This is a genomic window from Brenneria salicis ATCC 15712 = DSM 30166, assembly GCF_003315515.1.
Lineage (GTDB): Bacteria > Pseudomonadota > Gammaproteobacteria > Enterobacterales > Enterobacteriaceae > Brenneria > Brenneria salicis.
In genome coordinates, this window is the sequence record NZ_QNRY01000004.1 from 115861 (window position 1) to 140025 (window position 24165).

Sequence of the window (24165 nt, forward strand, 5' to 3'; positions counted from 1 at the left end):
ACATTATGGAGATTATTACCCTTTTCCGACAAGCGATGGTGCTGGTGGTGATGCTCTCCGCGCCGCCATTGCTGGTCGCGGTGATTGTCGGCGTCCTGATCTCGCTATTGCAGGCTGTTATGCAGTTGCAGGATCAGACGCTGCCGTTTGCCATCAAGCTGGTTTCCGTCGGGCTGGCGCTGGCGCTTTCCGGTCGCTGGATTGGCGTCGAACTGATGCAGTTGGCGATCGCCGCCTTCAATATGATCCAGCATACCGGAGTCTGAGACGCCTATGATCACCACCATTCAGTATGTGTATGATTTCATTATTGCCATCATGCTGGGGATAGCACGGATTTATCCGTGCTTTATTCTGGTTCCGGCGTTCTCGCTCAATGTGCTGAAAGGGATGCTGCGCAGCGCGGTGGTGATCTCCCTGACGCTGTTGCCCGCGCCGGTTATCCAGCAGCAGTTGCTGCAAGCGCCGCTCTCCTGGCCGATGCTGCCCGCGCTGTTGCTGAAGGAATTGATTGTCGGGCTACTGCTCGCCCTGATACTGGCGATGCCGTTCTGGTTGTTTGAATCCGTGGGCGCGCTGTTCGATAACCAGCGCGGCGCGTTGATGGGTGGACAACTTAACCCGGCGCTGGGCTCCGACAGTACGCCGCTCGGTCACCTGCTCAAGCAACTGATCATCCTGCTGCTGGTCATTACTTTTGGTATTGGCGGGCTGACGCAACTGCTGTGGGACAGCTACCGTCTATGGCCCGCGCTCGCCTGGCTGCCCGCTCCCGGCGAAATCGGTTTTGAAGTCTACCTGAAATTGTTGACCGAAACCTTTACCCATCTGGTGCTCTATGCCGGCCCGCTGGTCGCGCTGTTGCTGTTGCTGGAATTCAGTATTTCGCTGCTCAGCCTCTACAGTCCGCAACTACAGGTATTCGTGTTATCCATGCCGGCCAAATGTCTGGTAGGAATGGCGTTTTTTGTCATTTATCTGCCGGTTCTACACTATCTGGGCGGACAGAAGATATTGACGCTGCCGGATTTGAAACATCTGCTGCCGCTTATTTTCCGCCAACCGGGAAACTAACCAAGTAACCGCCAATGAGTGAAAAAACGGAAAAACCCACCAAGAAAAAGCTTGATGACGCACGACGCAAAGGGGAAGTCGGGCAAAGTCAGGACGTACCCAAGTTACTGATCTGCGTTGGACTGATCGAGTGCGTGCTGGGGCTGGCGGATAGCACTATGGGAAAGTTGCAGGCGTTGATCGCACTTCCGCTTCAGCGGCTGAATACACCCTTCGGACTGGCGGCAAAAGAGATATTCCATGAAGCCGCCGCGCTTACGGCACTGTTTTGTATACTGGCGGCGGCGGTTGCCGTATTGCTGCGTATTGCCGGCGGCTGGCTCCAGTACGGGCCGCTGTTCGCCACCGAAGCGTTAAAGCTCGATCTGAATCGGATAAATCCGATTAATCACATCAAACAGATGTTTTCCATGCGTAAGCTGACGGAAATGCTGACCAACATCCTGAAAGCGGCCGTCATCGGCACGGTGTTTTACAAGGTCGTGGTGCCGGAACTGGAAGCGTTGGTGGAACTGGCTTACGGCGATTTGAACGGATTCTGGCAAGGGGTGAAAGCGCTGTTGACCCGGATCGCCCGCACCACGCTCACCGCGCTGCTGGTTCTCTCAGTGATGGATTTCGGTCTGCAAAAATACTTTTTCCTCAAACAGCAGCGCATGAGCCATCAGGATCTGCGCAACGAGCACAAGGATTCTGAAGGCGATCCGCATATGAAAAGCCACCGCAAAGCCCTGGCGAACGAGATGGCGAACCAACCGGCGGAAGAAAAACCCAAAGGACAGGTGGAGGATGCGGATTTGCTGTTGGTCAACCCCACGCATTATGCGGTGGCGCTTTACTATCGACCAGGAAAAACGCCGCTGCCGCGCATTGTCTGTAAAGCCGAGGATCAGGAGGCCCGACAATTTATCGCTCAGGCCCAAAAAGCCGAGATCCCGATTATCCGTTTCATCTGGCTGACCCGCACGCTTTATCGCAGCACGCCGGAAGGCCATTACATCCCACGCGAAACGCTGCAAGCCGTGGCGCAGGTATACCGTGTTTTACGTCAATTGGAAGCCGATCAAAAAAGGGACATTATCGAGATGGAGTAATGTCCGCAGACGCCATCCCATTTTTCTGCCTAACGTAGTTGCTTCAGCACATCACTCAGCGTATTCAGAAACACATCGGCATGCTCTTCTTTGAATACCAGCGGCGGACGAATTTTCAGGATATTGGCGGCGGGACCGGTGGCGCTGATCAACACGCCGCGCCGCCGCATCTCATTCACCACGTTTGCCGCCTGCGTCCCGGCGGGGATTTTTTGCACCCGATCCGTCACCAGTTCCACCCCGATAAACAACCCGTAAGCACGGATATCGCCCAGCAGCGAAAATTCCCGCCCCAGTTGCGTTAACCCCTGATGCAGATAATCGCCGACCCGCTGCGCATTCTGTCGTAACTGTTCTTCACGGATCACCCGCAACACGGCGTGCGCCGCCTGACAGGAAACCGGGTTGCCGCCGAAGGTGTTGAAGTAACGCACATCGCGGCCAAACGCGTCGAACAGCGCCGAACGCCCGACCAGCCCTGCGATGGGATGACCATTACCCATCGGTTTCCCCAGACTCACCAAATCGGGGACGACGCCATGCCGCACGAAACCCCACATTTTCTCCCCGGTACGACCAAATCCGGGCTGCACCTCATCGGCGATAAACAGTCCTCCGGCCTGACGAATAAGCGCGGCGGCCTGCGCCATCTCCCCTGGCGGCGCGCAGAACACGCCGTCGCTGGAAAAAATGGTATCCACCAACAACGCCGCAGGCCGAATGCCTTCCTGTTCCATCTCCGTGAGCGCCGCCCGAATGCTGGCGATAAACTCGCCAGGGTGACGATATTGATTGGGCGCGGCAATCAGTTTTACGTGATTGCCGCGCGGCACGCCGCCGCCCAGCGACGGGGAAAGCTCAGCCAACGCGCTGGTCACGCCGTGGTACGCCCAGCGGGTAACCAGCACGCCGCTGCCGCCGGTAACATGTCGGGCCACGCGCAGCGCTAAATCGTTGGCTTCGCTGCCGGTGCAGGTAAACATCACATTGTTTAGTTCAGGCGGAAATTCCGTCAGCAGATCTTCGGCAAAATCGACGATGGCCTCATGCAGATAGCGGGTATGGGTATTCAATGCGGCGCTTTGCCGGGCTATCGCCTCGACCACCGCCGGATGACAGTGACCGACAGACGCTACGTTGTTGTACACATCCAGATAGCGATTACCCAGATGATCAAATAGCCAGACGCCTTCACCGCGCGCCACTTGCAACGGTTGCTCGTAAAACAGGCGGTATCCGCTGCCCAGCACGCGCTGGCGGCGGGACAATAAGTCATTTTTGCCGGTCGTTTTTTGTGACGACGTCACTTTACTCATGTTTCCTCCTGATAGCAGGCCTGTCGCAGCCTTGAGATACACTGCTCGTTGGAATAATTCATTATTTGGTTCAGGCCGCGCCAGCAGCGCGACAGGTTGCGCAGCAGATAATCCCTATTGGCGGGATAGCGCGAGGCTCGCCATTGCGAAATGGTCATCGTCAACGCCATTCGCGTGGCGATCAGATCCGGCAACAACGCGATTTCTTTGCTGGTCAACGGCAATTGCCGGTGGTAGGCGGCAACAAACGGCATCACGTATTCAAACGGATCGGCACTGTCGCTTACCTGATACGCCAGCGCCGTCGCCAGTTCGCATACCAAGGGCGCATGCAACGCATCGCCAAAATCAATCACTCCCGCCACCTGCGTCGGATATTGCGTATTAACCAGCACGTTATGCGGGTTGAGATCGTTATGAATAGTCTGGCGGCGCAACGCGATCAACGCAGGCGCAATAAATTCATCATAGCGTTCGAAAATAGGACTGATGCGCTGGCGTTGCCGCGCATCCTGTACGAAGGTCAAATAAGGCCGCGCTTGTTCCGCCCGGCTGATATCCCATAACAGTGAACGGTTCGCCGCAGAATGAGAAAAATTGCCCAGCGCCCGATCCAGTCGCGCCAGCGTATCGCCCAGATGATGCATCAACGCCACGGACGGAAAAGCCAGGTGCTGCGGCGTACCCTCAAGGTAACTGACCAGACGAACTCTCAGCGGCTTCCCTGCGATCTCGATGATCAATTCCGCCTGCCGGTCACGCGTCATAACCACCTTGGGGATCGGCAAATCCGGCGCCTGCTGTGCAATATGTTGCAATAGCGAGGTCTGAAAATGACTCACCTCTGCCGACTCCGCCGCATTAATCACTTTCAGCATGTAGCGCTGCGCGGGCGAAACCGTCAGACAGAAGTTCAGATCGCGTTCGCCCTGCAACAGCCTGACCTCGCCGCGCAAACCATACTGTTGCCACGCGATATCCGCCGCCTGCCGGCAGGAGACTTGCGGAACGGATTGGGTCATCAGATCATCGTCGATAAGCCGCGCATCACACGACGACAGCGGTTGCGGGTTAGACATGCTGACCTCCATTGACGTGAATTTCCGCGCCATTGACGTAGGATGCCCCGGCGGTACACAGGAAATAGATCAGGCTGGCGACTTCCTCCGGCTTACCCAGGCGCTGCATCGGCACTTGCCGTTCGATGATTTCGCCCGTCCCGGGAGACAGGATCGAGGTTTCAATTTCACCCGGCGCAATAGCATTGACCCGCACTCCGTGCTGGCCGAAATCAAAAGCCATTTCTCGCGTCAACGCCGACAGCGCGGCTTTGGAGGTGGCATAGGCCGCCCCCGCGAACGGATGAACGCGGGAACCGGCAATCGATGTCACGTTAATGACGCTCCCTTGCGACGCCTTCAGTTCATCAAACAGGCCATTCGCCAGTAGCGCGCAGGAAAACAGGTTCACATTGAATACCCGCAGCCAGATCGCGTAATCGGTGTCACGCACGCCAAGACGACTGCCGTCCGCGCCCTTCGGCGAAATCCCGGCGTTATCCACCAGCGCGTCAAGCCGCCCATCCAGCTTTTCCTTAATCAACGGCAACGTTTGTTGCAGGCTATCGATATCTTCCAAATCAAGATGAATATGATTCAGCAGCCCTTCCGCCCACGGACAATCATCAACCCAGTTCTGGCGCGAAGCAGTGAATATCCGCCAGCCCGCGGCATGGAAATGTTTTACGGTGGCATGCCCAATTCCGCGACTGGCCCCGGTCAGCAGTAATGTCTTTTGCTCTGTCATAGCGTGACCTTCCGGATATTCGATGCATTTGGTGTTTGATGCATCATAAAAATTCAGTTAAAAAAAGCTGAGAAAGCTCAGCCGCCCGACGCCTCCGGCCAATCAGCGAGAGGCTTGCGATAGATCTATATCGATAACATCAGCGCCCGCTGCGCAGGCGCTCGGAACGACGGCGCAGGATCTCCATCACAATTAATAAAATCAATGCGGCGCCCACCATCATTGAGGCCGCCGCCGCAATCGTCGGGTCCAGATTCTCACGGATACCGGCGAACATCTGCAACGGCAGGGTACGCTGGCGCGGACTGGCGAGAAACAGCGTGACGATCACTTCATCAAACGAGGTGGCGAACGCGAACAACGCGCCGGAGAAAACACCCGGCGCAATCAGCGGGAACGTCACTTTACGAAAAGCCAGCAATGGCGGCGCACCCAGACTGGCTGCGGCGCGCGTCAGATTCTGATCGTAGTTTTTCAGTACCGCCGTCACCGTAATCACCACAAACGGCACGCCCAGCATGGCGTGAGCCAGCACCAGACCAAGATAGCTGTTCAGCAGCGATAGCTTGGCGAAGAAGAAGAACATCCCGACCGCCACAATCACCACCGGCGCAATCATCGGCGATATCAGCACCGCCATCACCAGCGATTTTCCGCGAAACTCGCCACGCACCAACCCCACCGAAGCCAGCACGCCAAGCACCGTCGCCAACAACGTCGCCAGCGGCGCAATCAGCAGGCTGTTGCCCAGCGCGCCCAGCCAGGCGCTGGAGTTGAAAAATTCGTGATACCAGCGCAGGGAAAATCCGGTCAGCGGATAGCTGAGAAATGAACCCGCGTTAAAAGAAAGCGGCACAATCACCAGTACCGGCACAACCAGAAATAACAACATGGCCGCGCCATAAAAATTAAAAAAGGTATTCCACAAGCGGATAACTACTTCACCCTGCTGTCTCATTTCGTTTCCCCTTGTTTATTCTTTACTTTTCAGACGGCTGGCCGCAGTGCCCGCCGTCTGAAATTTATTGCGTCCGACCATCAATAGATGACCGGTTAACGCGCCGCGTTTTCCATATTGGTGCGGGTGATGCGGATGTACACGATGTACAGCAGCGTAACAATGACCAGCAATTGCGTTCCCAACGCCGCCGCCATTCCCCAGTTCATGGTCGTATTGGTGAAGAAGGCGACGAAATAACTCAACATCTGGTCGCTCGGTCCTCCCAGCAACGCGGGGGTAATGTAGTAACCAATCGCCATCATGAAGACCAACAACGCGCCAGCCGTGACGCCCGCATAAGTTTGCGGCACATACACACGCCAGAACGCGATAAAGGGATGCGCGCCCAGCGACACCGCCGCACGGACAGAGTTAGGCGAAATGCCTTTCATGACCGCATAAAGCGGCAGAATAAAGAACGGCAACAAAATGTGCGTCATGGAAATGTAGACGCCGACCCGGTTAAACACCAATACCAGCGGCTCATCGATAATGCCGATACTCATCAGCGAGCGGTTGATCAGGCCGCCGGACTGTAATAACACAATCCAACTGGCGGTACGGACGATCAGTGATGTCCAGAACGGCAGGAGCACCAGAATCAACAGTAAATTGGCGCGATTGGCGGGCTGCTTCGCCAGCCAGTAAGCCAGCGGATAGCCCAGCCCGACGCACAGCAATGTCACGATCCCCGCCATCAGCAAGGTACGTAGCAGAACATCGACATACAGCGCCTGTTGAGGCGGCTGGGCGACAATATTCTGCGTTTTGGCATCGACTTTATGATCGAACACCGCAAGCAGGTAATAACTGGTAAACGGGCGCGACGCGCGCTCCAGCGTCCGCCAGGTTGAGAGTTCGCCCCATAAGGGCTGTTCGCTGATCAGGTGTCCGCGAATATCGCTGCTGCCGTCCGGCGGCAATTTTCGCAGCGTGCGGGTAATCAACGTCCGGTATTCGGAACCTTCGTAACCCAAACGTTTGGTGATGGTAGGCAGTTTTCCGCCGCTGCGCGCTGCACGTAAATCGCTTATCACCGCCTTGAAGACCGACTCATCCGGGATATCGTCGCCAGACCAGTCGCGCATCGCCGCAATAGTGGCCGGCATGGTGTCGCGCAGTTCAGGGTTTGAGACGCTTTTTCCCAGAATCGAGATAATGGGGAAGAGGAAACTCACCACAATAAAGAGAAATAGTGGCGCAATCAGCAGCATTGAGCGTCTTTTATAAACGACTTGCGCGGCGCGCAATTGCTGCTTCAGTTGGGAATTCCCTTCTTTCTCGCTGGATGGTGGCGTGGCGGCCAGCATTTCGCTCTGGGACATAGGCTTTATCTCCATCATACTTACGGTATACCCGTCATCTTTTTCACATTGCCACCGGCCACATCCGTGGCCCTCGTCCCTTCAGGGTCGCTGCAAGCGGTGGTCAAACCGGCTTCCGGCGGATTTATCGGGTATCAAACATCTTTTTATCGCGGTTTTTTTCGCGTCGTTGCCAGAAAGCACATTCCGGCAACGACGCGGGGGGTGATAATTTTACACTACGGTAAATTTCTCATCCCCCGCGACATCGGCTCAACCGCCGATGCGTTACTGAGCGGACCAGGCGTTAAAACGCTGTTCCAACTCTTCACCGTGATCAATCCAGAACTCGGTATCCACCTGCAAAGCGCTTGCCAGGTTTTCTGGCGCTGTCGGCAGGTTCTTGGCGACATCAGGCGACAGCATAGTGATGGCTTTCACGTGCGTTGGGCCGTAAGGGATGTTTTCCGCAAATACTTTCTGATTTTCCGGCAGGTTGGCGAACGCAATGAATTGCTCTGCCAGTGCCTTGTGTTTGGAACCTTTGACGATGGCCCAGCTATCCAGATCGTAGATACTGTCGGACCAGACGATCCTGAAGTCATGTCCTTCTTTCTGCGCCGACGCTACCCGGCCATTGTAGGCGGACGTCATCACCACATCGCCGGAAACCAGCCATTGAACAGGCTGCGCGCCGGATTCCCACCATTGAATATTCGGTTTGATCTGATCCAGTTTTTTGAACGCGCGATCAACGCCGGCCGGCGTCGCCAACACCTTGTACAAGTCTTCACGTTTCACGCCATCGGCCAACAACGCGATTTCCAGCGTAAATTTGGCGCTTTTACGCAGTGCGCGTTTTCCTGGGTAAGTTTTGACATCCCAGAAATCCGCCCAGCCTTTCGGCGCCTGCGATAATTTTTGCGCGTTGTAAGTCAGCGCCGTCGACCACAGGAAAATACCCGCGCCGCATTCTGAAACCGCGCCTTTGACAAACTGGGATTGATCGCCCAGCTTCGACCAGTCGAGCGGTTCAAACAGCCCTTCATTACAGCCGCGCATCAGTTCCGGGCCTTCAACTTCCACCACATCCCAGCCAACCTGACCGGTTTCCACCATCGCGCGGATACGCGCCATTTCGCCGTTGTACTCGCCAGCTTCAACCGTGCCTTTACCGGCAGCGGCAAACGGTTTGTAAAACGCTTTATCCTGCGCGTCCTTGTTCAGGCCGCCAAAGGAAATGACAGTAACGGTTTCCGCCTGAACCTGACTGGCCATCGCGACAAGAAACGCGGATACCGCAATTTTTTTCAACCTCGTTTTGCTTTTAAACATGGTTTGGCTCCTGGAGAGTGTTGTGTTAGTCAACGAAAAAACGGCAATTGCACATCAAGCCTTTTTTGATGCATCATGTATCATACACAAAGCATAAATCGTGCCATTTCAGCAATTTTATTAATGTTTCGTCATCCTGACGGGTGGGAGCAGTGATACAAAGCGTAGTGACGATTGACCAAACGTCCGCACTGTTTTTCTGTTGCTATTCTGCTGCCCTTTTTGCCTTTTAATAGTGCATTCCATTATTTAGGCGCACCATGCAGACGCATACGATTTTCATCTGTCGGGCGCCGCCCAACGACTGCGACGCCCGAATTTCCGCTAAGGCGGATCACAGAAAACTACCGGGAAAGATCAACGCAGATATATTTCATTTCCAGATAATCTTCGATACCGAAACGTGAACCTTCTCGCCCCAGACCTGATTGCTTGACGCCGCCGAATGGCGCGACTTCGTTGGAAATCAGCCCGGTGTTGAGACCAACCATCCCATACTCCAATGCTTCAGGAACGGTCCACTGACGCCGGGCATCGCGGGTATAGACATACGCCGCCAGACCAAATTCGGTATCGTTCGCCATCGCAATCACTTCGTCCTCTTCGCTGAACTGGAACAGCGGCGCGACCGGACCAAAGGTTTCTTCGCGGGCAAAGCGCATCGATTGGGTGACCTCGCCGACGATGGTCGGCATAAAGAACGTGCCGCCCAGTTCATGTGGTTTACCGCCCAACAACAACGTCGCGCCGTTGGATAGCGCATCCTCGATGTGCTGCTGAACTTTTTCGATCGCATCGGCATCAATCAGCGGCCCTTGCGTCACGCCGGGCTGACTGCCGTCACCCACGTTCAGTTTTGCGACTTCCGCGACCAGTTTTTCCACCAGCGCGGGATAAATCCCTTTCTGCACATAAATGCGGTTGGCGCATACGCAGGTTTGTCCACTGTTACGGAATTTAGAAGCCAGAATACCTTTTACCGCCAGCTCCAGATCGGCATCGTCAAACACAATGAATGGCGCGTTGCCGCCCAGTTCCAGCGACAGTTTTTTCACCGTCGGCGCGCTTTGCGCCATCAGGATCCGCCCCACCTCCGTCGAACCGGTAAAACTCAGCTTACGCACCACCGGGCTGTCGCACAGCACTTTGCCAACGGATTTGGCGTCACCGGTAATCACCTGCAACACGCCGCGTGGAATGCCAGCCTGCTGGGACAGTTCCGCCAGCGCCAGTGCGGTAAACGGCGTCTGCTCAGCCGGTTTGACAATCATGGCGCAACCTGCCGCCAGCGCCGGCGCCACTTTGCGGGTAATCATCGCCGCCGGGAAATTCCACGGCGTAATCGCCGCGCACACGCCGATCGGCTGTTTGATCACCAGCAGGCGCTGATGCCCTTGCGGTGATTGCAGCACGCTGCCTTCAATACGCTTGGCCTCTTCCGCGAACCATTCGATAAACGATGTGGCGTAAGCAATTTCCCCACGCGCTTCCGCCAGCGGTTTGCCCTGTTCCGCCGTCAGCAGCGCGGCCAGATCGTCCTGATTGTCCATGATCAGACGCGCCCAGGCTTGCAGCGCGGCGGCGCGTTCTTTGCCGGTACGCTGACGCCAGCTTGTCAGCGCCATTTCAGCCGCCGCAATCGCCTGTTCCGTTTGTTGCGGCGTCACCAAAGGAACGGTTCCCAGAACCTCGCCCGTCGCCGGGTTGGTCACATCCAGACGCGCCTGATCCCGGCTTTCGCACCATTCGCCGTCAATCAGGCAATGCTGACGAAATAAATCTTTTTGTTTCAGTTGCATAGCATCTCTTTTACTTGGTTAGCACACGGGTCAGAATGGTCATCGCTTGGCTGAACTGAACATCGGGAATGGTCAGCGGATACAGGAAACGAATCACGTTGCCATGTACGCCGCAGGTTAACAGCAGCAGACCTTCTTTCAGCGCTTCCTGCTGGAACTTACGGGTAATCTCAGCCGAGGGTTTACCGGTTTGCGGATCATTGAACTCCGCGGCCACCATCGAACCCTGCGAACGAATCGCCACCAACGCCGGGCACTGTTGTTTCACTTTTTCCAGCGTTTCCACCAATGCCGCACCAAGATACTGAGAGCGTTGGCACAGTTTTTCTTCTTCAATCACGTCCAGTACCGCCAGCGCGGACGCGACCGCCAGCGGGTTACCGGCATAGGTGCCGCCCAATCCGCCCGGCGCAGGTGCATCCATCACGTCTGCACGACCAACCACGCCGGAAATCGGGAAACCGCCGCCCAGACTTTTCGCCATGGTGATCAGATCGGCGTGATCGCTATAGTGCTCCATGGCGAACAACTTGCCGGTACGGGCAAAACCCGTCTGCACTTCATCGGCGATTAACAACATGCCGTGTTTATCGCACAGCTTGCGCAACGCGCTGATAAAGGCGGGCGGCGCCACGTTGAAACCGCCTTCGCCCTGCACGGGTTCCAGCACGATGGCGGCAACCTGATCAGCCCCGATATCCGCATGCAGCAGGTGATCGATACTGGCCAGCGACTGGTCCACCGTGATGCCCAGTTGCTCATTGGGATACAGCGCATGGAAGATGGAGCCGGGGAAAGGGCCGAAACCGTTGGAGTAAGGCGTCACCTTGCCGGTTAGCGTCATGGTTAACAGCGTACGGCCATGAAACGCGGCGCCAAACGCAATCACGCCGGGACGACGCGTATAGCAACGGGCAATTTTCACCGCATTTTCCACCGCTTCCGCGCCGGTGGTGAAAAACGTGGTTTTCGCCGGGCCATCAATCGGCGCCAGCGCATTAATACGCTCAGCCAGACGGACGTAACTGCCGTAAGGCACAATCTGGTACGCGGTGTGAGTGAAGCATTCCAGTTGCTCACGCACCGCCGCTAAAATTTTCGGATGACGATGCCCGGTATTCAGTACAGCGATGCCGCCAGCGAAATCGATAAACTCGCGGCCTTCCTCGTCCCACAGCGTGGCGTTTTCCGCCCGGGCCGCGTAGAAATCACACATCACACCCACGCCACGCGGCGTAGCCGCCAGACGACGTTGATTCAATTCGCTATTCTTCATTCTCTGCTCCGATTACAAGGTACACCCACGTTTATTGATGACGGCCCTTCATTGGTGTCGCAAGCGCCGTGATGTGATTCACCGTTTCACATCTTTCTGTTGCTATTTATAGGCGTCAGATGGTTCTATAATCCAGAACCAGTTTTTAATATTTGAAGGATCCACTTTTGCGCTCGCTTCTCACCGATTTGCTGTTGCAGCGTTTGAGCAACCAGCAGGAAGGCACGCTGAACAAGCGGTTGTACGACAGCATTCGTCTGTCTATTCTCGATGGCGCCATTACCGCCGGCAGTCGGCTGCCCTCTTCGCGCGATCTGGCCCAGCAGCTATCGCTCTCGCGTAATACGGTACTGGCGGCCTATGAGCAGCTTTTAGCCGAAGGCTATATTGAAACCCGTACCGGCAGCGGAAGCTATGTGACGCAACAGTTGCCCGACGGCAATATGACGCCGGTGCGCAATGAGAACCACATGGCGGCACGCGTGCCGGTGCAGGAACTATCGCGCCGGGGCCGACATCTGTTGGGGTATGCGGGCGCCTCGCCGCGACAATGGGGCGCGTTCATGCCGGGTATTCCCGATATCGCCGGTTTTCCCCATGATCTGTGGCGCAGGCTCCAGACCCGGCTCACCCGGCGCGTCAAGCCGGAACAACTTTCCTATTCGCCGGTCGGCGGCTGTCCTGAACTGCAACTGGCGCTGGTGGACTATCTGCGCGTGTCCCGCTCGGTTGAATGCGCGCCGGAACAGATTCTGATTACGGAAGGAACCCATCAGGCGATGGATTTGCTGGCGAAGATGCTGTGCAATCCCGGTGATGTCGTCTGGGTAGAAGACCCTTGCTATTGGGGAACACGCAACGTTCTGACGATTAATGGTCTGCGCGTCGCGCCCGTTGAGGTCGATGAGCAGGGCATGGCGCCGCCAGAGACAGTGACGCCGCAATCAATACCGCGGTTAATCTGCGTGACGCCTTCGCATCAATATCCACTGGGCGCCGTCATGAGTCTGGCCCGCCGCCAGCGGTTGCTGGCGCTGGCGCAGGAGCAAGGTAGCTGGGTGGTGGAAGATGACTATGACAGCGAATTCCGCTTCTCCGGCAACCCGATCCCCTCGCTGCAAGGGTTGCAGGCCCAGTCGCCGGTGATTTACATCGGTACGTTCAGTAAAACGCTCTATCCCGGTTTGCGCGTCAGCTACATGGTTTTGCCGCCGCCGTTGGCAAGCGATCTGAAAATGGCGCATTCGGAGCTCTATCGTGGCGGTCACTGGCTGACTCAGGTCACGCTCAGTCAATTCATTCGCGAAGGTCACTACGCCGCGCACATCCGCCGTATGCGTATGCTGTATGCCAAACGCCGCGCCATGCTGACGGAACTGATCGAGCAACAACTGGGGCCTGAATATGTCGGCGACAATAGCAATGCCGGACTGCACATGCTGCTGCGGTTACCGTCAACCATTGATGACGTGCTGCTCAGCGCACAGATTCAGCAACGCGGCGTGACGGTCAAACCGCTGTCCAGCTACTATCTGCGTCCCACTCGACAACGGGGTTTATTGCTGGGCTACGCCGCGGTTGAAGAAGAGAATATGATGCAGGCTTTTTCCGTGATTACAGCCTGTATTTTGGCCGCTGAAAAAACCACCTGCCGCGCACCGTTATAGTGCCTAACCAAAATGAGTCTCACCATAATAGAGCAATCAGATTATCGACTTTCTCCGCTTTCGGGGTATACCCGCTCGTTATCCTCACTTTTAAAAAGTCGGCATGCTTTATGCATTCTTATGTTTAAGATACAGCCAATGCGAGAGAATGGAACAATGAGAAATTATGTCAGCTTCAAGAACATCCAGAAAACCTACGATGGCGATCGTCTGGTGGTCAAAAACCTGAATCTGGATATCTATGAAGGCGAATTTCTGACCCTGCTTGGGCCGTCAGGTTCAGGAAAAACCACCAGCCTGATGATGCTGGCTGGATTTGAAACACCGACTCAGGGTGAAATTCTGCTGCGCGATACGCCACTGCATCACCTGCCCCCGCATCAGCGCGGCATCGGCATGGTGTTTCAAAACTACGCATTATTCCCGCATATGACGGTGGCGGAAAATCTGGCGTTTCCATTATCCATCCGCCGCATGAACCGTACCGATATTAAAGAAAAGGTCGACAAGGTGCTCGATCGGGTAAAACTGACCAATCTGGCGGATCGTTATCCGGCACAAATGTCCGGCGGACAGCAACAACGGGTGGCGCTGGCGCGCGCGTTGGTCTTCGAACCAAAACTGGTGTTGATGGATGAGCCGCTGGGCGCGCTGGATAAGCAACTACGTGAACATATGCAGTTGGAAATCAAAGAATTGCATGAGGCGTTAGGACTGACAGTGGTGTATGTTACCCACGATCAGAGCGAAGCCATGACCATGTCCAATCGGGTGGCGGTCTTCAATGACGGCATCATTCAGCAAATGGCCAGCCCCAGCGAAATTTATGAGAAACCGGAAAATACATTCGTTGCCCAGTTTATCGGGGAAAATAATACCCTGATCGCCACACAAGCCGGCGCGGACGGCGCTTTCTATCGCGCGACGCTGGATGACGGCACGCCATTGCGGGCGCTGAAGGTGCGCCCCAGTTCACCGGGTAAAAAAATCGCCTTGTGTATCCGCCCTGAACGGATTCGGATTAACGCGGCCAACGTTGACGGCAATGCTCAGCAGGTCAACGCTCGGATCCAGCAGTTCATTTATCTGGGCGACCATGTGCGTATGATGACCGAAGTGGCCGGTCAACCGCAGTTTATGGTGAAACTGCCCGCCAGCGAGATTCAACCGCACTGGAAAACCGGTTCAGAAGTGACGTTATCCTGGCAGCCTGAACATCTGCGTGCGCTGGATGTGCTGGTCACTCACTGATTTAATGACGCGGTTTCCGCTGCCGGATAAGCAGAGGAAACCGCCAATTGATTAACTCCGAATCTTATGATATATCCACAGCACCACGATGGCGCCGATCACCGCGACGACAAAGCTGCCGAAGTTGAATCCGTCCACCCGGCCAAAACCGAAGAAGGTGCTGATATAGCCGCCGACAACCGCCCCGATAATACCGAGTACGATCGTCAGAAAAAAACCACCGCCATCTTTGCCGGGCATAATCCACTTCGCCAGAATACCTGCGATCAAGCCAAAAATAACCCAGGATAAAATCCCCATAGCCACCTCGCTTTTCTAGTTCCATTACGCCTTTACCGCTCTCAATAATCGATAGATAAAGTGCGAATCCAAGTATAGACAAAGATTGGGAAAACCGTAGCGAGATTGCAGGAAACGCACTATTTTTCGCAAAGGAACCATTTTTTCGCAAAGGAACTATTTTTCGAGCAGGATAATATCCACACTATTGCTGACAATCGGTTTGCACAAAATTTTATAGCTGTCGTTATCGAAGTGCGCGGCAACCTGTTGCAGTTTGTCGACATCGGACAGTTGCGTGACGGTTCCCAAATATAACCAGTGATGAATAATGTGATAGCTCGTCATCTCCGCTCGACTCTCTTTTATGGCGATCCGCCCTGGAAAGGTCCAGCAAATCAACCGCAATGCCTCCAGTCGGGCGCTCAACCGCTGATGGTGGCTCGCCAGCGATTCTTTTGCGCAACACGCGCCGGCGCATTTTCTGAGTGAGTGACGAAAACAGGGTCTGCCTGCCGGTACGCGCTCCAGTCCCAGCACGCCCAGACAAAGCTGTTGTTCATCGGCGATTGCTTTGAGCGTATTCAGCGCGGACATTCTGTTGCTGAATATCCCGTGCAAATGCGGCGTGAAGGAAAAATTCACCGTCTTTGCATAAACAATATCCACCTGTGCGCCGTCAAAATGAATAGAGCACAGTTGGCGGGATTTCCGCAGCCGTTTATTGAAGAGCGGCGCATGTTGTTTGATCATTTGCGCTTCCAGCAACAGCGCGCCTATTTCCCCCGCTGTTTCAATAAAGGTGATGCGCTGGGTCTGCCTGAGCAGTTTTGCCTCATTGCGCGCGCGCATGTGCGACATAACCCGTGCGCGGATATTGACGCTTTTACCAATATACAGCGGCAGAATGTCGCTGCCGCCATGAAAAACATACACACCCGGCGCGTTCGGCAGTGCCGTCAGCGCCTCGCGCAGATGCGCCGGGTATTGGTAAATATCGGGTATCTTTTCATGCCTGATCATAACTTAACGACTCTCACATCCTCGATACGTGTTGTATACGCCGGAGACAACATTTCTCTTTTCATCGACCAGACAGGGTTAATTCCCTGCCCGGCGAACCAGATTTTTCCCTTGCCCGAATGATTAATCCGGTCAATCGCCGACATCAGTGATTCACTATTAACCCGCGGTTTACGCGCGTCAAACATATCCAACTGCGCCACGCCGTGACCATAAAAATCGGATAACACCACCCCCGCCTTGATATACCGATATCCCTGCGACCAGATGTGATCCAATGCGTTAATCGCCAGTGAAATGATATCCCTGGTATCATTGGTTGGAACGTGCGTCATGCGGGTGGCCTGATTGCCATAATACGCTTCACGCTCCACATGCGGACTGGTGCGGATAAAGACGGACACCTGACGGCAGTACTGGCGTTCATGTCTCAGTTTTTCCGCCGCCCGTTCCGCATAGCGGCAAACCGCCTGACGCAGGTGCGCGTATTCGGTGATGCGTGAACTGAACGAGCGAGAGCAGAGGATCTGCTGCTTTACCGGCGCCAGTTCCTCCACCTCCAGACAGGGCTGACCCCGCAATTCTCTGACGGTTCTCTCCACCACCACGCTGAAGGTTTTTCTTATATAGGCAAGATCGCTTTGCGCCAGCTTCAGCGCGGTGGTGATGCCAGCCGACTCCAACTTACGCGCCAGTCGCCGTCCGATCCCCCAGATATCGTCAACGGGCGTAATCGCCAGGAGTTTCGCTTGTCGCGCCGGACTGGATAAGTCCACAATGCCGCCGGTTTTCGTCCAGGTTTTCGCTGCATGATTAGCCAGTTTAGCCAGGGTTTTGGTGGGCGCGATGCCCACGCCGACGCTCAGATGCGCCTCGCGCTTTATCCGCTGCTGAACCTGCCGCGCAAACTGCTCCATCGCCATACAATGGCTGACGCCAGACAGATTAAGAAAGGCTTCGTCGATGCTGTAGATTTCCACCGCCGGCGCCACTTCTTCCAGAATGCTCATCACGCGAGCGGACATATCCGCGTACAAGGCGTAATTAGAGGAGAAAACGGCGACATTATGCTTTTTGATCAGTTCGCCGATTTGAAAAAACGGCGCGCCCATTTTTATTCCCAGCGGCTTGACCTCGCTGGATCGCGCAATCACGCAGCCATCATTGTTGCTAAGCACAACCACCGGCTTCCCGGCCAGATCCGGCCTGAACACTTTTTCACAGCTGGCGTAAAACGCATTGACATCGACTAAAGCGTACATTAGCGGGTCGCGTGTATAACGTAAGTCACCACCCCGAAGATATCCAGGCTGGCGCTGTCGGAAATGGGGATGGGCGCATAGGCGGCGTTCATCGGCATCAGCGCCAGCGTCGGCCTGACCTGTAACCGTTTGATGGTAAACTCGCCGTCGAGCGCGGCGATAACGATATCATCATGTCGCGCCTGCAATGCGCTGTCGACTACAACCAGATCGCCATCGTGGATGCCGCCATCCACCATTGACTGGCCGGATACCCGAACAAAGTAGGTTGCCGCCGGATGGCGAACGCACACCGCGTTCAGATCGATGCGCTGTTCAACATAATCATTGGCTGGACTGGGAAACCCGGCGGCTACCGCCTCGGCATAAAGATTGAGGGACAGTATTTCCGGGTGGGGTTCAGGAATAAATCGTTTCATGGCTCACAATATTACTGCATTTTTATACAGTATAAGTACGAAATATGCCCAACGCAATCCACGATTTTCTTAAGCGGTTCTATCCCGTGGTCGTATCATGTTATTTCGCTTGTCGCCTCCGGCCTGCTCCATCATTATCATCGCCATTGCCGATCCGCTTCTCCGCCCCTGATTTAACATGTCATTACAAAAAACAAACAAAACCCAAACAAACACGGCAGTTATAGCCATAATCCTAATTGATGGGATACGGCTCTCGTTTAAACTGGGCTATTACAGCGCGTTTTGGCTGTATCAACAGGCTTAACGTTGAGGAACGACATGAAAAAAGTGAGTAAAGAGCGATTTATCGGGCTGGAGTGGCTACGATTTTTGCTCGGTTGCTACGTGATGATCTATCACACGGTACATATTTATCCCCAGCGAGCGAGCGTGCCGTTCCTGAGCGAGCTCACCAGTATGGGATTTTTCGCCACCAGCACATTTTTTGTGTTATCTGGTTTTTTGTTGGCGCACGTTTATATCAAAGATGGCCGTTTACGTGAGCCCGCACGACAGTTCTGGGCCAAACGTTTCTTCAACCTTTATCCCATTCATATTATCGCGCTGATCGCGTCGATTGCCGTGGTGACGTTGATGCAATGGCTGGCGGTTCCGCCGGAAGGTCAGGTCGCCAGCGCCCGATTCGTGATTTACGACACCAACGATCCAGCCGCAGATCCGCAAACGCTACGCCATTACATGAGCAATGCGCAATTGGCGTTTAACACGCTGCTGCAAGTGCTGATGTTGCAGGCATGGAACCCCTATTTCCTGACCTTCAATGCGCCGCTGTGGTCGCTGTCCACCCTGTTCTTTTTCTATCTGACTTTTCCGCTGCTGGCGCCACGTCTGCTGAACAGCCGTCATCCCTGGCTGTGGATGGGGATCATCTGCCTGCTCTACCTGCTGCCGCCTGTTTGGGTCATCTGGCAACAGCAATATGGCATGCCGTATACCGGTCTGTTGCAGCGCGGCCCGATTTTCCGCCTGCCGGAATTCCTGGCCGGTATAGTGGGTTATGCGCTTTTCCGCCGCTATCGTCAGCAAAATCGTTCGCCGCTGACCAAAAGCCGGGGTTACGCCGCAGCGCTGTTTATCCTGGTCAATTTTCTGGTTGCCACCTGGTTATTCACCAAAGGCGAGGCATACTGGTATTTTCTGCTGCATAACGGTCTGCTGCTGCCGGCTCAGGTTGGGCTGGTCTGCCTCTGCGCTCTGGCGCGTGAACCGGATAGCGAATTGCTGCGGCACTGGTCGCCGCGGCTGGGCGCGGCCTCATTGTCAATATTTGCCCTGCACGTACCGCTGTTCAACCTGTTTCGCACGCTGGAACAATTGGCGCGAGGCAATCCGATGGCCTGCTTTACCGACTGGAATCAGTGTGTTGCCGCCGCCGGACAGGTGCAGTTATCCATAACGGGATATCTCATCTTCCTGATATCAGCCGTCACCCTGTGCGTGCTGTTCCAGGAGCGTATCGTGTTACGCGTTCGCCAGTTCCTGACCGCACGGTTCCTGACCCAGCAAACCGCATCTTCACGCCCCCAGACCTCGTCATAAGTGAATTCCTCCCCCGAATCGCTGGTAAAACCCCACGGTTCGGGGCGATAAAAGCGCCGTAACAATAATTTCAAAATGTGACAAACATCTCGTTATAACCATTCATCATTAATGATAACTTTTATAACTATTTACATTCTAACCAATCTTCGTTTTTGGCTAGAGCCTCACTTTGATTCCTGCTAATGTTTGCTGTTCCGGAATAAAACCGGTTCACTATTCATCGGCTGCACGTCTCGAATGACGTCGTTCAACACACTTGTCACCACTGTTTACTGGCAAAATGACACTATCCAAATACGCAATATCTTCCCTGAGTCTGGTTATCGCGCTTGCAACCACCGGTATCGCCCAAAGCCGGGCGGATACCATCTGGTTGACCAACGGCGACCAACTCAGCGGTAAAATCACGCTGCTCGACGGCGGAAAATTATTTATCACGACGGATTATGCCGGTTCAATCACCATTTCCTGGGATAAGGTGAAAACCTTTGAAACTAATCAGGCCCTGATCATTCAGGAGGCGCGTTACCGGGAAGGCGTGCTCTATCCGGCGATTAAAGCGGGAGAAAATCGGGCTATCGTCGCCACGCCATCTATCTCCAACGAAGCCACGGGACCACAGACGCTGCAACTTTCCGATATTACCGCTATCGTGGTGCAAAAGCCGCTGGTGAAAGATTTCATCTGGAAAGGCAATATCGATGCGGGAATGGCGCATAAGAAAAGCTCGACCGAAACCGAAAACTATGATGCCAGCCTGAGTACCCAGGCACGTCATGGAACCTGGCGTCATAACATTGACGCCAGGTTCCATCTGGCAAAAGAAGATAACGTTGATAGCACCAGGAATGCGGCTGGCGAATATGCGCTGGATAAATTCGTGGACGAACACTGGTTCTGGCAAGGCCGTTATCAGTACAAACGCGACTGGATTGAGAGTATCAAAATCAACCGCTCGTTCGGTCTTGGTCCGGGTTATCAGTTCTGGGATAATGATCTTGGCGCATTCTCGCTGACCTCGCTGGTCAACTCCCAGACCTTTATTTACCGCGATGTAGGCGAGGATAACTTCTACTCAGGCGGTATAAAATGGGCATATAACCGCTATCTGTTCAGCAAAACCATCGAAGCCTTCACCAATGGCGAACTGGGCCGCTCCTTTGACGCCACCGCGCCGCTGTCACTGAAAGCGGAGGCGGGGCTACGCTTCAAGCTGACCGACTGGTCTTCAATGAGTATGAGAGTGGCCCGTACCCGTATCGAAAGTGACCAGGGCGACGTCAATGATACCTTGTACACCATGGGTATCGGCGTAGGCTGGTAACACAAGCCGGAAGTTGAAGTCAGCGAGCGTGCCGCAATAGCGCTCGCTGACGCGAACGTTTTCACTGCTATTTGCCACATAGCCAAACAACAGCTATTGACCGCACTGCTGTTGCAGCGCTCGCACACGCTTAGCCAACTCGCTTAAGTCTTCATCCGCCATACCGTGGTTATGCAATACTTGCTCCAACGCAAACAGGTACTGCGCGTTCGTCCCCAACGGGCCGCTGGCCTGGGCGATCAACGGCGCAATTTTCTGAATGCAGGTGTCCTGCTCAATTAGCGGGTGCTCAGACTCGGAAACAAACACCAATGCGGTGACAGTGTCACCATTTTGCTGATGCAGTTCACACCAGAGCGGACGATAACAGCCCGTCAGCATTTCACGTTTCCACAGCAATTCCAAATCTTCGCGCAGCGAAGCCTCCGGCAAGCGAAACGCCAGTCCGATGGTTTCGCCGCCGGGTTTTAACGCCAGCATCCGGCCAGGCTGGTTCACGGTTCCTCGTCCGGCGGTTAGTCGTAAGCAAAACGCACGATGCCAGCCGTACAATGTGGCCAGACAGGTTTCTTCCGCATCAAACACCGGATTCCACATCAGCGAACCATAGCCGAAAATCCAGACCGGGCTGCCGTCCGGTCGGCACGCCAGGATTTTTTCAAGAGAAGCCGCACGCTGCTGCGGCGTGAGTAATAAGGCTTCTTCTATACAACCAAAAGACGTTCTACAATCTGCTTTCTGCAAAAAATCGCGTGTTAACACTACTCACAACCCCCGGCCATACTATTTTTTCGCCTATCTGGTTTTTTGTCGCCAATCTTAAAATCCACTGGTTTTCGCTTGGTTACTTTTACAACAACCATTGAGTCGAGATTATTCATTTCTGGTTCAGCAATCAAGTTTGATATTGATCACAAAAAGCCAAAAACCTCTATCGTTATCATTTACCTCGCCACAGCTACAAATGATAAGCATTATCACTTCTATGTTAGAATGGATAATTCAACGTCCAGTAACCTCTCTGGGAGACAATGAATGGCAAATCCTGCGATTGCGGGCAAACGCCCACCCCATCCTACTCTGATTCAAGTTAAACATGTTCGTGATATTTACCCGCACTTACGGTGTGTGACGTTTCACGCCGAAGCGCTGCGTGATTATCCGGCTGATCATCACGGTGCGCATATCAAGTTGTTCATTCCACCGCCGGGACAGCAGATCCCGGCCTTACCCACGTTCAGCGAACGCGGCCCGGTGTGGCCGGAAGGTGAGACGCGCCCTATCGTTCGAACCTATACGCTGCGTGCGGTTCGTCAGGAAGCGGCGGAACTGGATATCGTGTTTGCCATGCATGACCATGCTGGTCCAGCGGTGAGCTTCGCTCGTCAGGCGCAACCCGGCGATTACCTTGGCATTTCCTCTCCCGGCGGGCCGCATCCGATGTTGCCGCCCGCACATCACTACTCTCTGGCGGGCGATCCCTCCTCATTACCGGCCATTGCCGCCTTGCTGGAAAATTTACCGGATGACGCCCAGGGAGACGCCGTTATTCGGGTCGACATCAATACGGACATTCTCGATTTAACCCGGCCCGCCCGCATTAATCTGTATTGGATAGTCGGCGGAACCGAGGTTACGGACGAGGCGATCAGACGCTTTCGCGCCTTGCCGCATCAGGAAAACGCCGCGCGTGCATTCTACTGGTTGGCAGGGGAAGATCGACTAGTGGTTCAGTTGCGTCGTTATGTGCGCAGAGAGCGTGAATGTGAACGGAATCAGCTTTATGCCATACCTTACTGGCGAGAAGGGTTAAATGAAGAGGATTATCATCATAAACGCCACGATATCATGGATAATCTTGATAATTAGACTTAAAAAAATAATCTAATATCATTAACATAGGGAGAAGATAATGACATTCTCCCTTTTCATTTTAATTTCCAGGCAAAACATAAAAATCCGTAAAAAACTCCAGCAAGCAACCGAGAATCTGTTAATCTACATCATGCGTATTTACGCTATAACTACTTTTTAGTAACGTTTTTTGCAGAAAAGCCACTTTTGATGACGTGCTATTTTTGCGTCTGAATCTATTTCCTCTGGATAAGGAGAACCCCCCGTAATGAAGTCTCACACCGAGATTGTCAAAACCCGCCATCAGGAATATTCACTTATTCTTCCCATCATTGCCTTGATCGTCTTATCCCTATGGGGGAGCACGCAAGATTTCTCCGCTATTCTGGGTATTAATCTGCTGGCGTTGGCCGGTATTCTTTTCAGCGCGTTCAGCGTTGTACGTCATGCCGATGTGCTGGCCCATCGGCTGGGCGAACCTTATGGTTCGCTGATCCTCAGTCTGTCGGTGGTGATCCTTGAAGTCAGTCTGATCTCGGCTTTAATGGCGACCGGCGATGCCGGCCCGGATCTGATGCGCGACACCCTCTATTCCATCATCGTGATTGTCACCGGCGGTCTGGTGGGTTTCGCACTGCTGCTGGGCGGACGCAAATTTGCGACGCAGTACGTTAACCTGAGCGGGATCAAACAGTATCTGATGGCGATTTTCCCGCTGGCGGTACTGGTGCTGGTGTTCCCCAGCGCCTTACCGGAGGGTAATTTCAGCATCGGTCAGTCGCTGATCATCGCATTCATTTCCGCCGCGATGTACGGCGTATTTCTGTTGATTCAAACCCGAACTCACCAAAGTCTGTTTGTGTACGAGCATGAAGATGAGGGCGACGACGACCATCACGGCAAACCGTCGGCGCATAGTTCGCTCTGGCATACCGTGTGGTTGCTGATCCACCTGATTGCGGTTATCAGCGTAACCAAAATGAACTCCATGCCGCTGGAAACGCTGCTGACGGAAATGAACGCGCCAACGCAGTTTACCGGCTTCCTGGTCGCATTGCTGATCCTGTCGCCGGAAGGATTAGGCGCGATTCAGGCGGTGCTGAAAAATCAGGTGCAACGCGCTATGAACCTGTTTTTCGGTTCCGTGCTGGCGACCATCTCCCTGACGGTGCCCACGGTGACGATCATCGCCATGGTGACCGGCCGCTCGCTGAACTTCGGGCTGGATATGCCGCATATCGTCGTCATGCTGTCGGTGTTGATACTGTGCCACATCACGTTTTCAACCGGCAGAACCAACGTCCTCAGCGGCAGCGCGCACCTTGCCTTGTTCGCCGCCTATTTGATGACCATCATGCTGTAAGCGCTCGTCTTATCGATGCCGCGTCTGCGGCATCACCCTCCTAATCGACATCTCTTGATGTATATCTGGATCTGTGAAGAACATCAGGCGTATCGTATATCACGCTTATCTACG

The 24165-nt window shown here is 54.4% G+C and carries 22 protein-coding genes; 9 read left to right on the plus strand and 13 right to left on the minus strand.

The window, feature by feature from the left end; all coding sequences use genetic code 11:
* Positions 1–5 precede the first annotated feature (5 nt).
* Genes sctS through sctU form a run of 3 tightly spaced genes read left to right on the plus strand, consistent with a single transcriptional unit; the run spans position 6 to position 2168 of the window.
* Positions 6–266: a type III secretion system export apparatus subunit SctS gene (gene sctS, locus DES54_RS03665; RefSeq protein WP_113865254.1), complete on the plus strand. Its 261-nt coding sequence runs from the start codon at positions 6–8 to the stop codon at positions 264–266.
* Positions 267–273: 7 nt separating this feature from the next.
* Complete coding sequence (sctT, locus tag DES54_RS03670) at positions 274–1074, plus strand: type III secretion system export apparatus subunit SctT (protein ID WP_113865255.1); 801 nt, start codon at positions 274–276, stop codon at positions 1072–1074.
* Positions 1075–1088: 14 nt separating this feature from the next.
* The gene (gene sctU / locus DES54_RS03675) at positions 1089–2168 is read left to right on the plus strand and encodes a type III secretion system export apparatus subunit SctU (RefSeq protein WP_113865256.1); all 1080 of its coding nucleotides are present in this window, start codon (positions 1089–1091) and stop codon (positions 2166–2168) included.
* 29 nt (positions 2169–2197) lie between these two features.
* Here sctU and DES54_RS03680 read toward each other — a convergent pair whose 3' ends face one another.
* The 8 genes from DES54_RS03680 to DES54_RS03715 form a co-directional block, all read right to left on the minus strand.
* Positions 2198–3484: an aspartate aminotransferase family protein gene (locus tag DES54_RS03680; RefSeq protein WP_113865257.1), complete on the minus strand. Its 1287-nt coding sequence runs from the start codon at positions 3482–3484 to the stop codon at positions 2198–2200.
* Positions 3481–4563: a phosphotransferase gene (locus tag DES54_RS03685; RefSeq protein WP_240634919.1), complete on the minus strand. Its 1083-nt coding sequence runs from the start codon at positions 4561–4563 to the stop codon at positions 3481–3483. The genes DES54_RS03680 and DES54_RS03685 overlap by 4 nt, the downstream gene beginning before the upstream one ends.
* Entirely contained in the window at positions 4556–5290 is a 735-nt protein-coding gene (locus tag DES54_RS03690; RefSeq protein ID WP_113865259.1) for an SDR family NAD(P)-dependent oxidoreductase, read from the minus strand. Before DES54_RS03690 ends, DES54_RS03685 begins: the two co-directional genes overlap by 8 nt.
* Before the next feature lie 139 nt (positions 5291–5429).
* Entirely contained in the window at positions 5430–6248 is an 819-nt protein-coding gene (locus DES54_RS03695) for an ABC transporter permease (protein ID WP_113865260.1), read from the minus strand.
* Between the two features lie 95 nt (positions 6249–6343).
* Entirely contained in the window at positions 6344–7615 is a 1272-nt protein-coding gene (locus DES54_RS03700) for an ABC transporter permease (protein WP_113865261.1), read from the minus strand.
* Positions 7616–7882: 267 nt separating this feature from the next.
* The gene (locus DES54_RS03705) at positions 7883–8929 is read right to left on the minus strand and encodes an ABC transporter substrate-binding protein (protein WP_113865262.1); all 1047 of its coding nucleotides are present in this window, start codon (positions 8927–8929) and stop codon (positions 7883–7885) included.
* 344 nt (positions 8930–9273) lie between these two features.
* On the minus strand, positions 9274–10728 hold the full coding sequence (locus DES54_RS03710; RefSeq protein WP_113865263.1) for an NAD-dependent succinate-semialdehyde dehydrogenase: 1455 nt from the start codon (positions 10726–10728) through the stop codon (positions 9274–9276).
* 10 nt (positions 10729–10738) lie between these two features.
* On the minus strand, positions 10739–12004 hold the full coding sequence (locus tag DES54_RS03715; RefSeq protein ID WP_113865264.1) for a 4-aminobutyrate--2-oxoglutarate transaminase: 1266 nt from the start codon (positions 12002–12004) through the stop codon (positions 10739–10741).
* 167 nt (positions 12005–12171) lie between these two features.
* Here DES54_RS03715 and pdxR point away from each other — a divergent pair, with 167 nt between their 5' ends.
* Both pdxR and DES54_RS03725 read left to right on the plus strand, forming a co-directional pair.
* Positions 12172–13671, plus strand: a complete 1500-nt coding sequence (gene pdxR / locus DES54_RS03720; RefSeq protein ID WP_113865265.1) for a MocR-like pyridoxine biosynthesis transcription factor PdxR — start codon at positions 12172–12174, stop codon at positions 13669–13671.
* A 156-nt stretch (positions 13672–13827) separates the two neighbouring features.
* A complete protein-coding gene (locus DES54_RS03725) occupies positions 13828–14922 on the plus strand; it encodes an ABC transporter ATP-binding protein (protein ID WP_113865266.1) in 1095 nt (364 codons plus the stop codon).
* Positions 14923–14973: 51 nt separating this feature from the next.
* On the opposite strand, the gene DES54_RS03730 is transcribed toward DES54_RS03725, so the two are convergent.
* From DES54_RS03730 to umuD, 4 genes are all read right to left on the minus strand, one after another.
* Positions 14974–15222, minus strand: a complete 249-nt coding sequence (locus DES54_RS03730) for a GlsB/YeaQ/YmgE family stress response membrane protein (protein WP_113865267.1) — start codon at positions 15220–15222, stop codon at positions 14974–14976.
* Positions 15223–15378: 156 nt separating this feature from the next.
* A complete protein-coding gene (gene cho, locus DES54_RS03735) occupies positions 15379–16224 on the minus strand; it encodes an excinuclease Cho (RefSeq protein ID WP_113865268.1) in 846 nt (281 codons plus the stop codon).
* Entirely contained in the window at positions 16221–17486 is a 1266-nt protein-coding gene (umuC, locus tag DES54_RS03740; protein ID WP_113865269.1) for a translesion error-prone DNA polymerase V subunit UmuC, read from the minus strand. The genes cho and umuC overlap by 4 nt, the downstream gene beginning before the upstream one ends.
* Complete coding sequence (gene umuD / locus DES54_RS03745) at positions 17486–17905, minus strand: translesion error-prone DNA polymerase V autoproteolytic subunit (RefSeq protein ID WP_113865270.1); 420 nt, start codon at positions 17903–17905, stop codon at positions 17486–17488. Before umuD ends, umuC begins: the two co-directional genes overlap by 1 nt.
* Before the next feature lie 321 nt (positions 17906–18226).
* On the opposite strand from umuD, the gene DES54_RS03750 reads away from it, so the two are divergent.
* Positions 18227–19507 carry an acyltransferase family protein gene (locus tag DES54_RS03750; protein WP_113865271.1) on the plus strand — a complete coding sequence of 427 codons (1281 nt, stop codon included), beginning with the start codon at positions 18227–18229 and terminating at the stop codon, positions 19505–19507.
* 283 nt (positions 19508–19790) lie between these two features.
* Positions 19791–20834 (plus strand): DUF481 domain-containing protein, encoded by a 1044-nt coding sequence (locus tag DES54_RS03755; RefSeq protein WP_113865272.1) that lies wholly within the window; start codon positions 19791–19793, stop codon positions 20832–20834.
* A gap of 93 nt (positions 20835–20927) precedes the next feature.
* Here the strand turns inward: DES54_RS03755 and DES54_RS03760 are convergent, their stop codons facing one another.
* The gene (locus tag DES54_RS03760) at positions 20928–21596 is read right to left on the minus strand and encodes a gamma-glutamylcyclotransferase (protein WP_113865273.1); all 669 of its coding nucleotides are present in this window, start codon (positions 21594–21596) and stop codon (positions 20928–20930) included.
* 273 nt (positions 21597–21869) lie between these two features.
* On the opposite strand from DES54_RS03760, the gene DES54_RS03765 reads away from it, so the two are divergent.
* Positions 21870–22703: a siderophore-interacting protein gene (locus tag DES54_RS03765; RefSeq protein WP_113865274.1), complete on the plus strand. Its 834-nt coding sequence runs from the start codon at positions 21870–21872 to the stop codon at positions 22701–22703.
* Positions 22704–22956: 253 nt separating this feature from the next.
* Positions 22957–24051 carry a sodium-potassium/proton antiporter ChaA gene (chaA, locus tag DES54_RS03770; RefSeq protein WP_113865275.1) on the plus strand — a complete coding sequence of 365 codons (1095 nt, stop codon included), beginning with the start codon at positions 22957–22959 and terminating at the stop codon, positions 24049–24051.
* Positions 24052–24165: the final 114 nt, after the last annotated feature.

What these genes read in the sequence shown, in the direction of transcription:
- sctU (WP_113865256.1), top strand. Translation starts at nt 1,089, where the DNA reads ATGAGTGAAAAAACGGAAAAACCCACCAAGAAAAAGCTTGATGACGCA.
- DES54_RS03705 (WP_113865262.1), bottom strand. Translation starts at nt 8,929, where the DNA reads ATGTTTAAAAGCAAAACGAGGTTGAAAAAAATTGCGGTATCCGCGTTT.
- umuC (WP_113865269.1), bottom strand. Translation starts at nt 17,486, where the DNA reads ATGTACGCTTTAGTCGATGTCAATGCGTTTTACGCCAGCTGTGAAAAA.
- DES54_RS03685 (WP_240634919.1), bottom strand. Translation starts at nt 4,563, where the DNA reads ATGTCTAACCCGCAACCGCTGTCGTCGTGTGATGCGCGGCTTATCGAC.
- DES54_RS03700 (WP_113865261.1), bottom strand. Translation starts at nt 7,615, where the DNA reads ATGTCCCAGAGCGAAATGCTGGCCGCCACGCCACCATCCAGCGAGAAA.
- DES54_RS03750 (WP_113865271.1), top strand. Translation starts at nt 18,227, where the DNA reads ATGAAAAAAGTGAGTAAAGAGCGATTTATCGGGCTGGAGTGGCTACGA.
- DES54_RS03690 (WP_113865259.1), bottom strand. Translation starts at nt 5,290, where the DNA reads ATGACAGAGCAAAAGACATTACTGCTGACCGGGGCCAGTCGCGGAATT.
- DES54_RS03695 (WP_113865260.1), bottom strand. Translation starts at nt 6,248, where the DNA reads ATGAGACAGCAGGGTGAAGTAGTTATCCGCTTGTGGAATACCTTTTTT.
- umuD (WP_113865270.1), bottom strand. Translation starts at nt 17,905, where the DNA reads ATGAAACGATTTATTCCTGAACCCCACCCGGAAATACTGTCCCTCAAT.
- DES54_RS03765 (WP_113865274.1), top strand. Translation starts at nt 21,870, where the DNA reads ATGGCAAATCCTGCGATTGCGGGCAAACGCCCACCCCATCCTACTCTG.
- DES54_RS03755 (WP_113865272.1), top strand. Translation starts at nt 19,791, where the DNA reads ATGACACTATCCAAATACGCAATATCTTCCCTGAGTCTGGTTATCGCG.
- DES54_RS03725 (WP_113865266.1), top strand. Translation starts at nt 13,828, where the DNA reads ATGAGAAATTATGTCAGCTTCAAGAACATCCAGAAAACCTACGATGGC.
- cho (WP_113865268.1), bottom strand. Translation starts at nt 16,224, where the DNA reads ATGATCAGGCATGAAAAGATACCCGATATTTACCAATACCCGGCGCAT.
- chaA (WP_113865275.1), top strand. Translation starts at nt 22,957, where the DNA reads ATGAAGTCTCACACCGAGATTGTCAAAACCCGCCATCAGGAATATTCA.
- DES54_RS03715 (WP_113865264.1), bottom strand. Translation starts at nt 12,004, where the DNA reads ATGAAGAATAGCGAATTGAATCAACGTCGTCTGGCGGCTACGCCGCGT.
- DES54_RS03730 (WP_113865267.1), bottom strand. Translation starts at nt 15,222, where the DNA reads ATGGGGATTTTATCCTGGGTTATTTTTGGCTTGATCGCAGGTATTCTG.
- DES54_RS03710 (WP_113865263.1), bottom strand. Translation starts at nt 10,728, where the DNA reads ATGCAACTGAAACAAAAAGATTTATTTCGTCAGCATTGCCTGATTGAC.
- sctT (WP_113865255.1), top strand. Translation starts at nt 274, where the DNA reads ATGATCACCACCATTCAGTATGTGTATGATTTCATTATTGCCATCATG.
- sctS (WP_113865254.1), top strand. Translation starts at nt 6, where the DNA reads ATGGAGATTATTACCCTTTTCCGACAAGCGATGGTGCTGGTGGTGATG.
- DES54_RS03680 (WP_113865257.1), bottom strand. Translation starts at nt 3,484, where the DNA reads ATGAGTAAAGTGACGTCGTCACAAAAAACGACCGGCAAAAATGACTTA.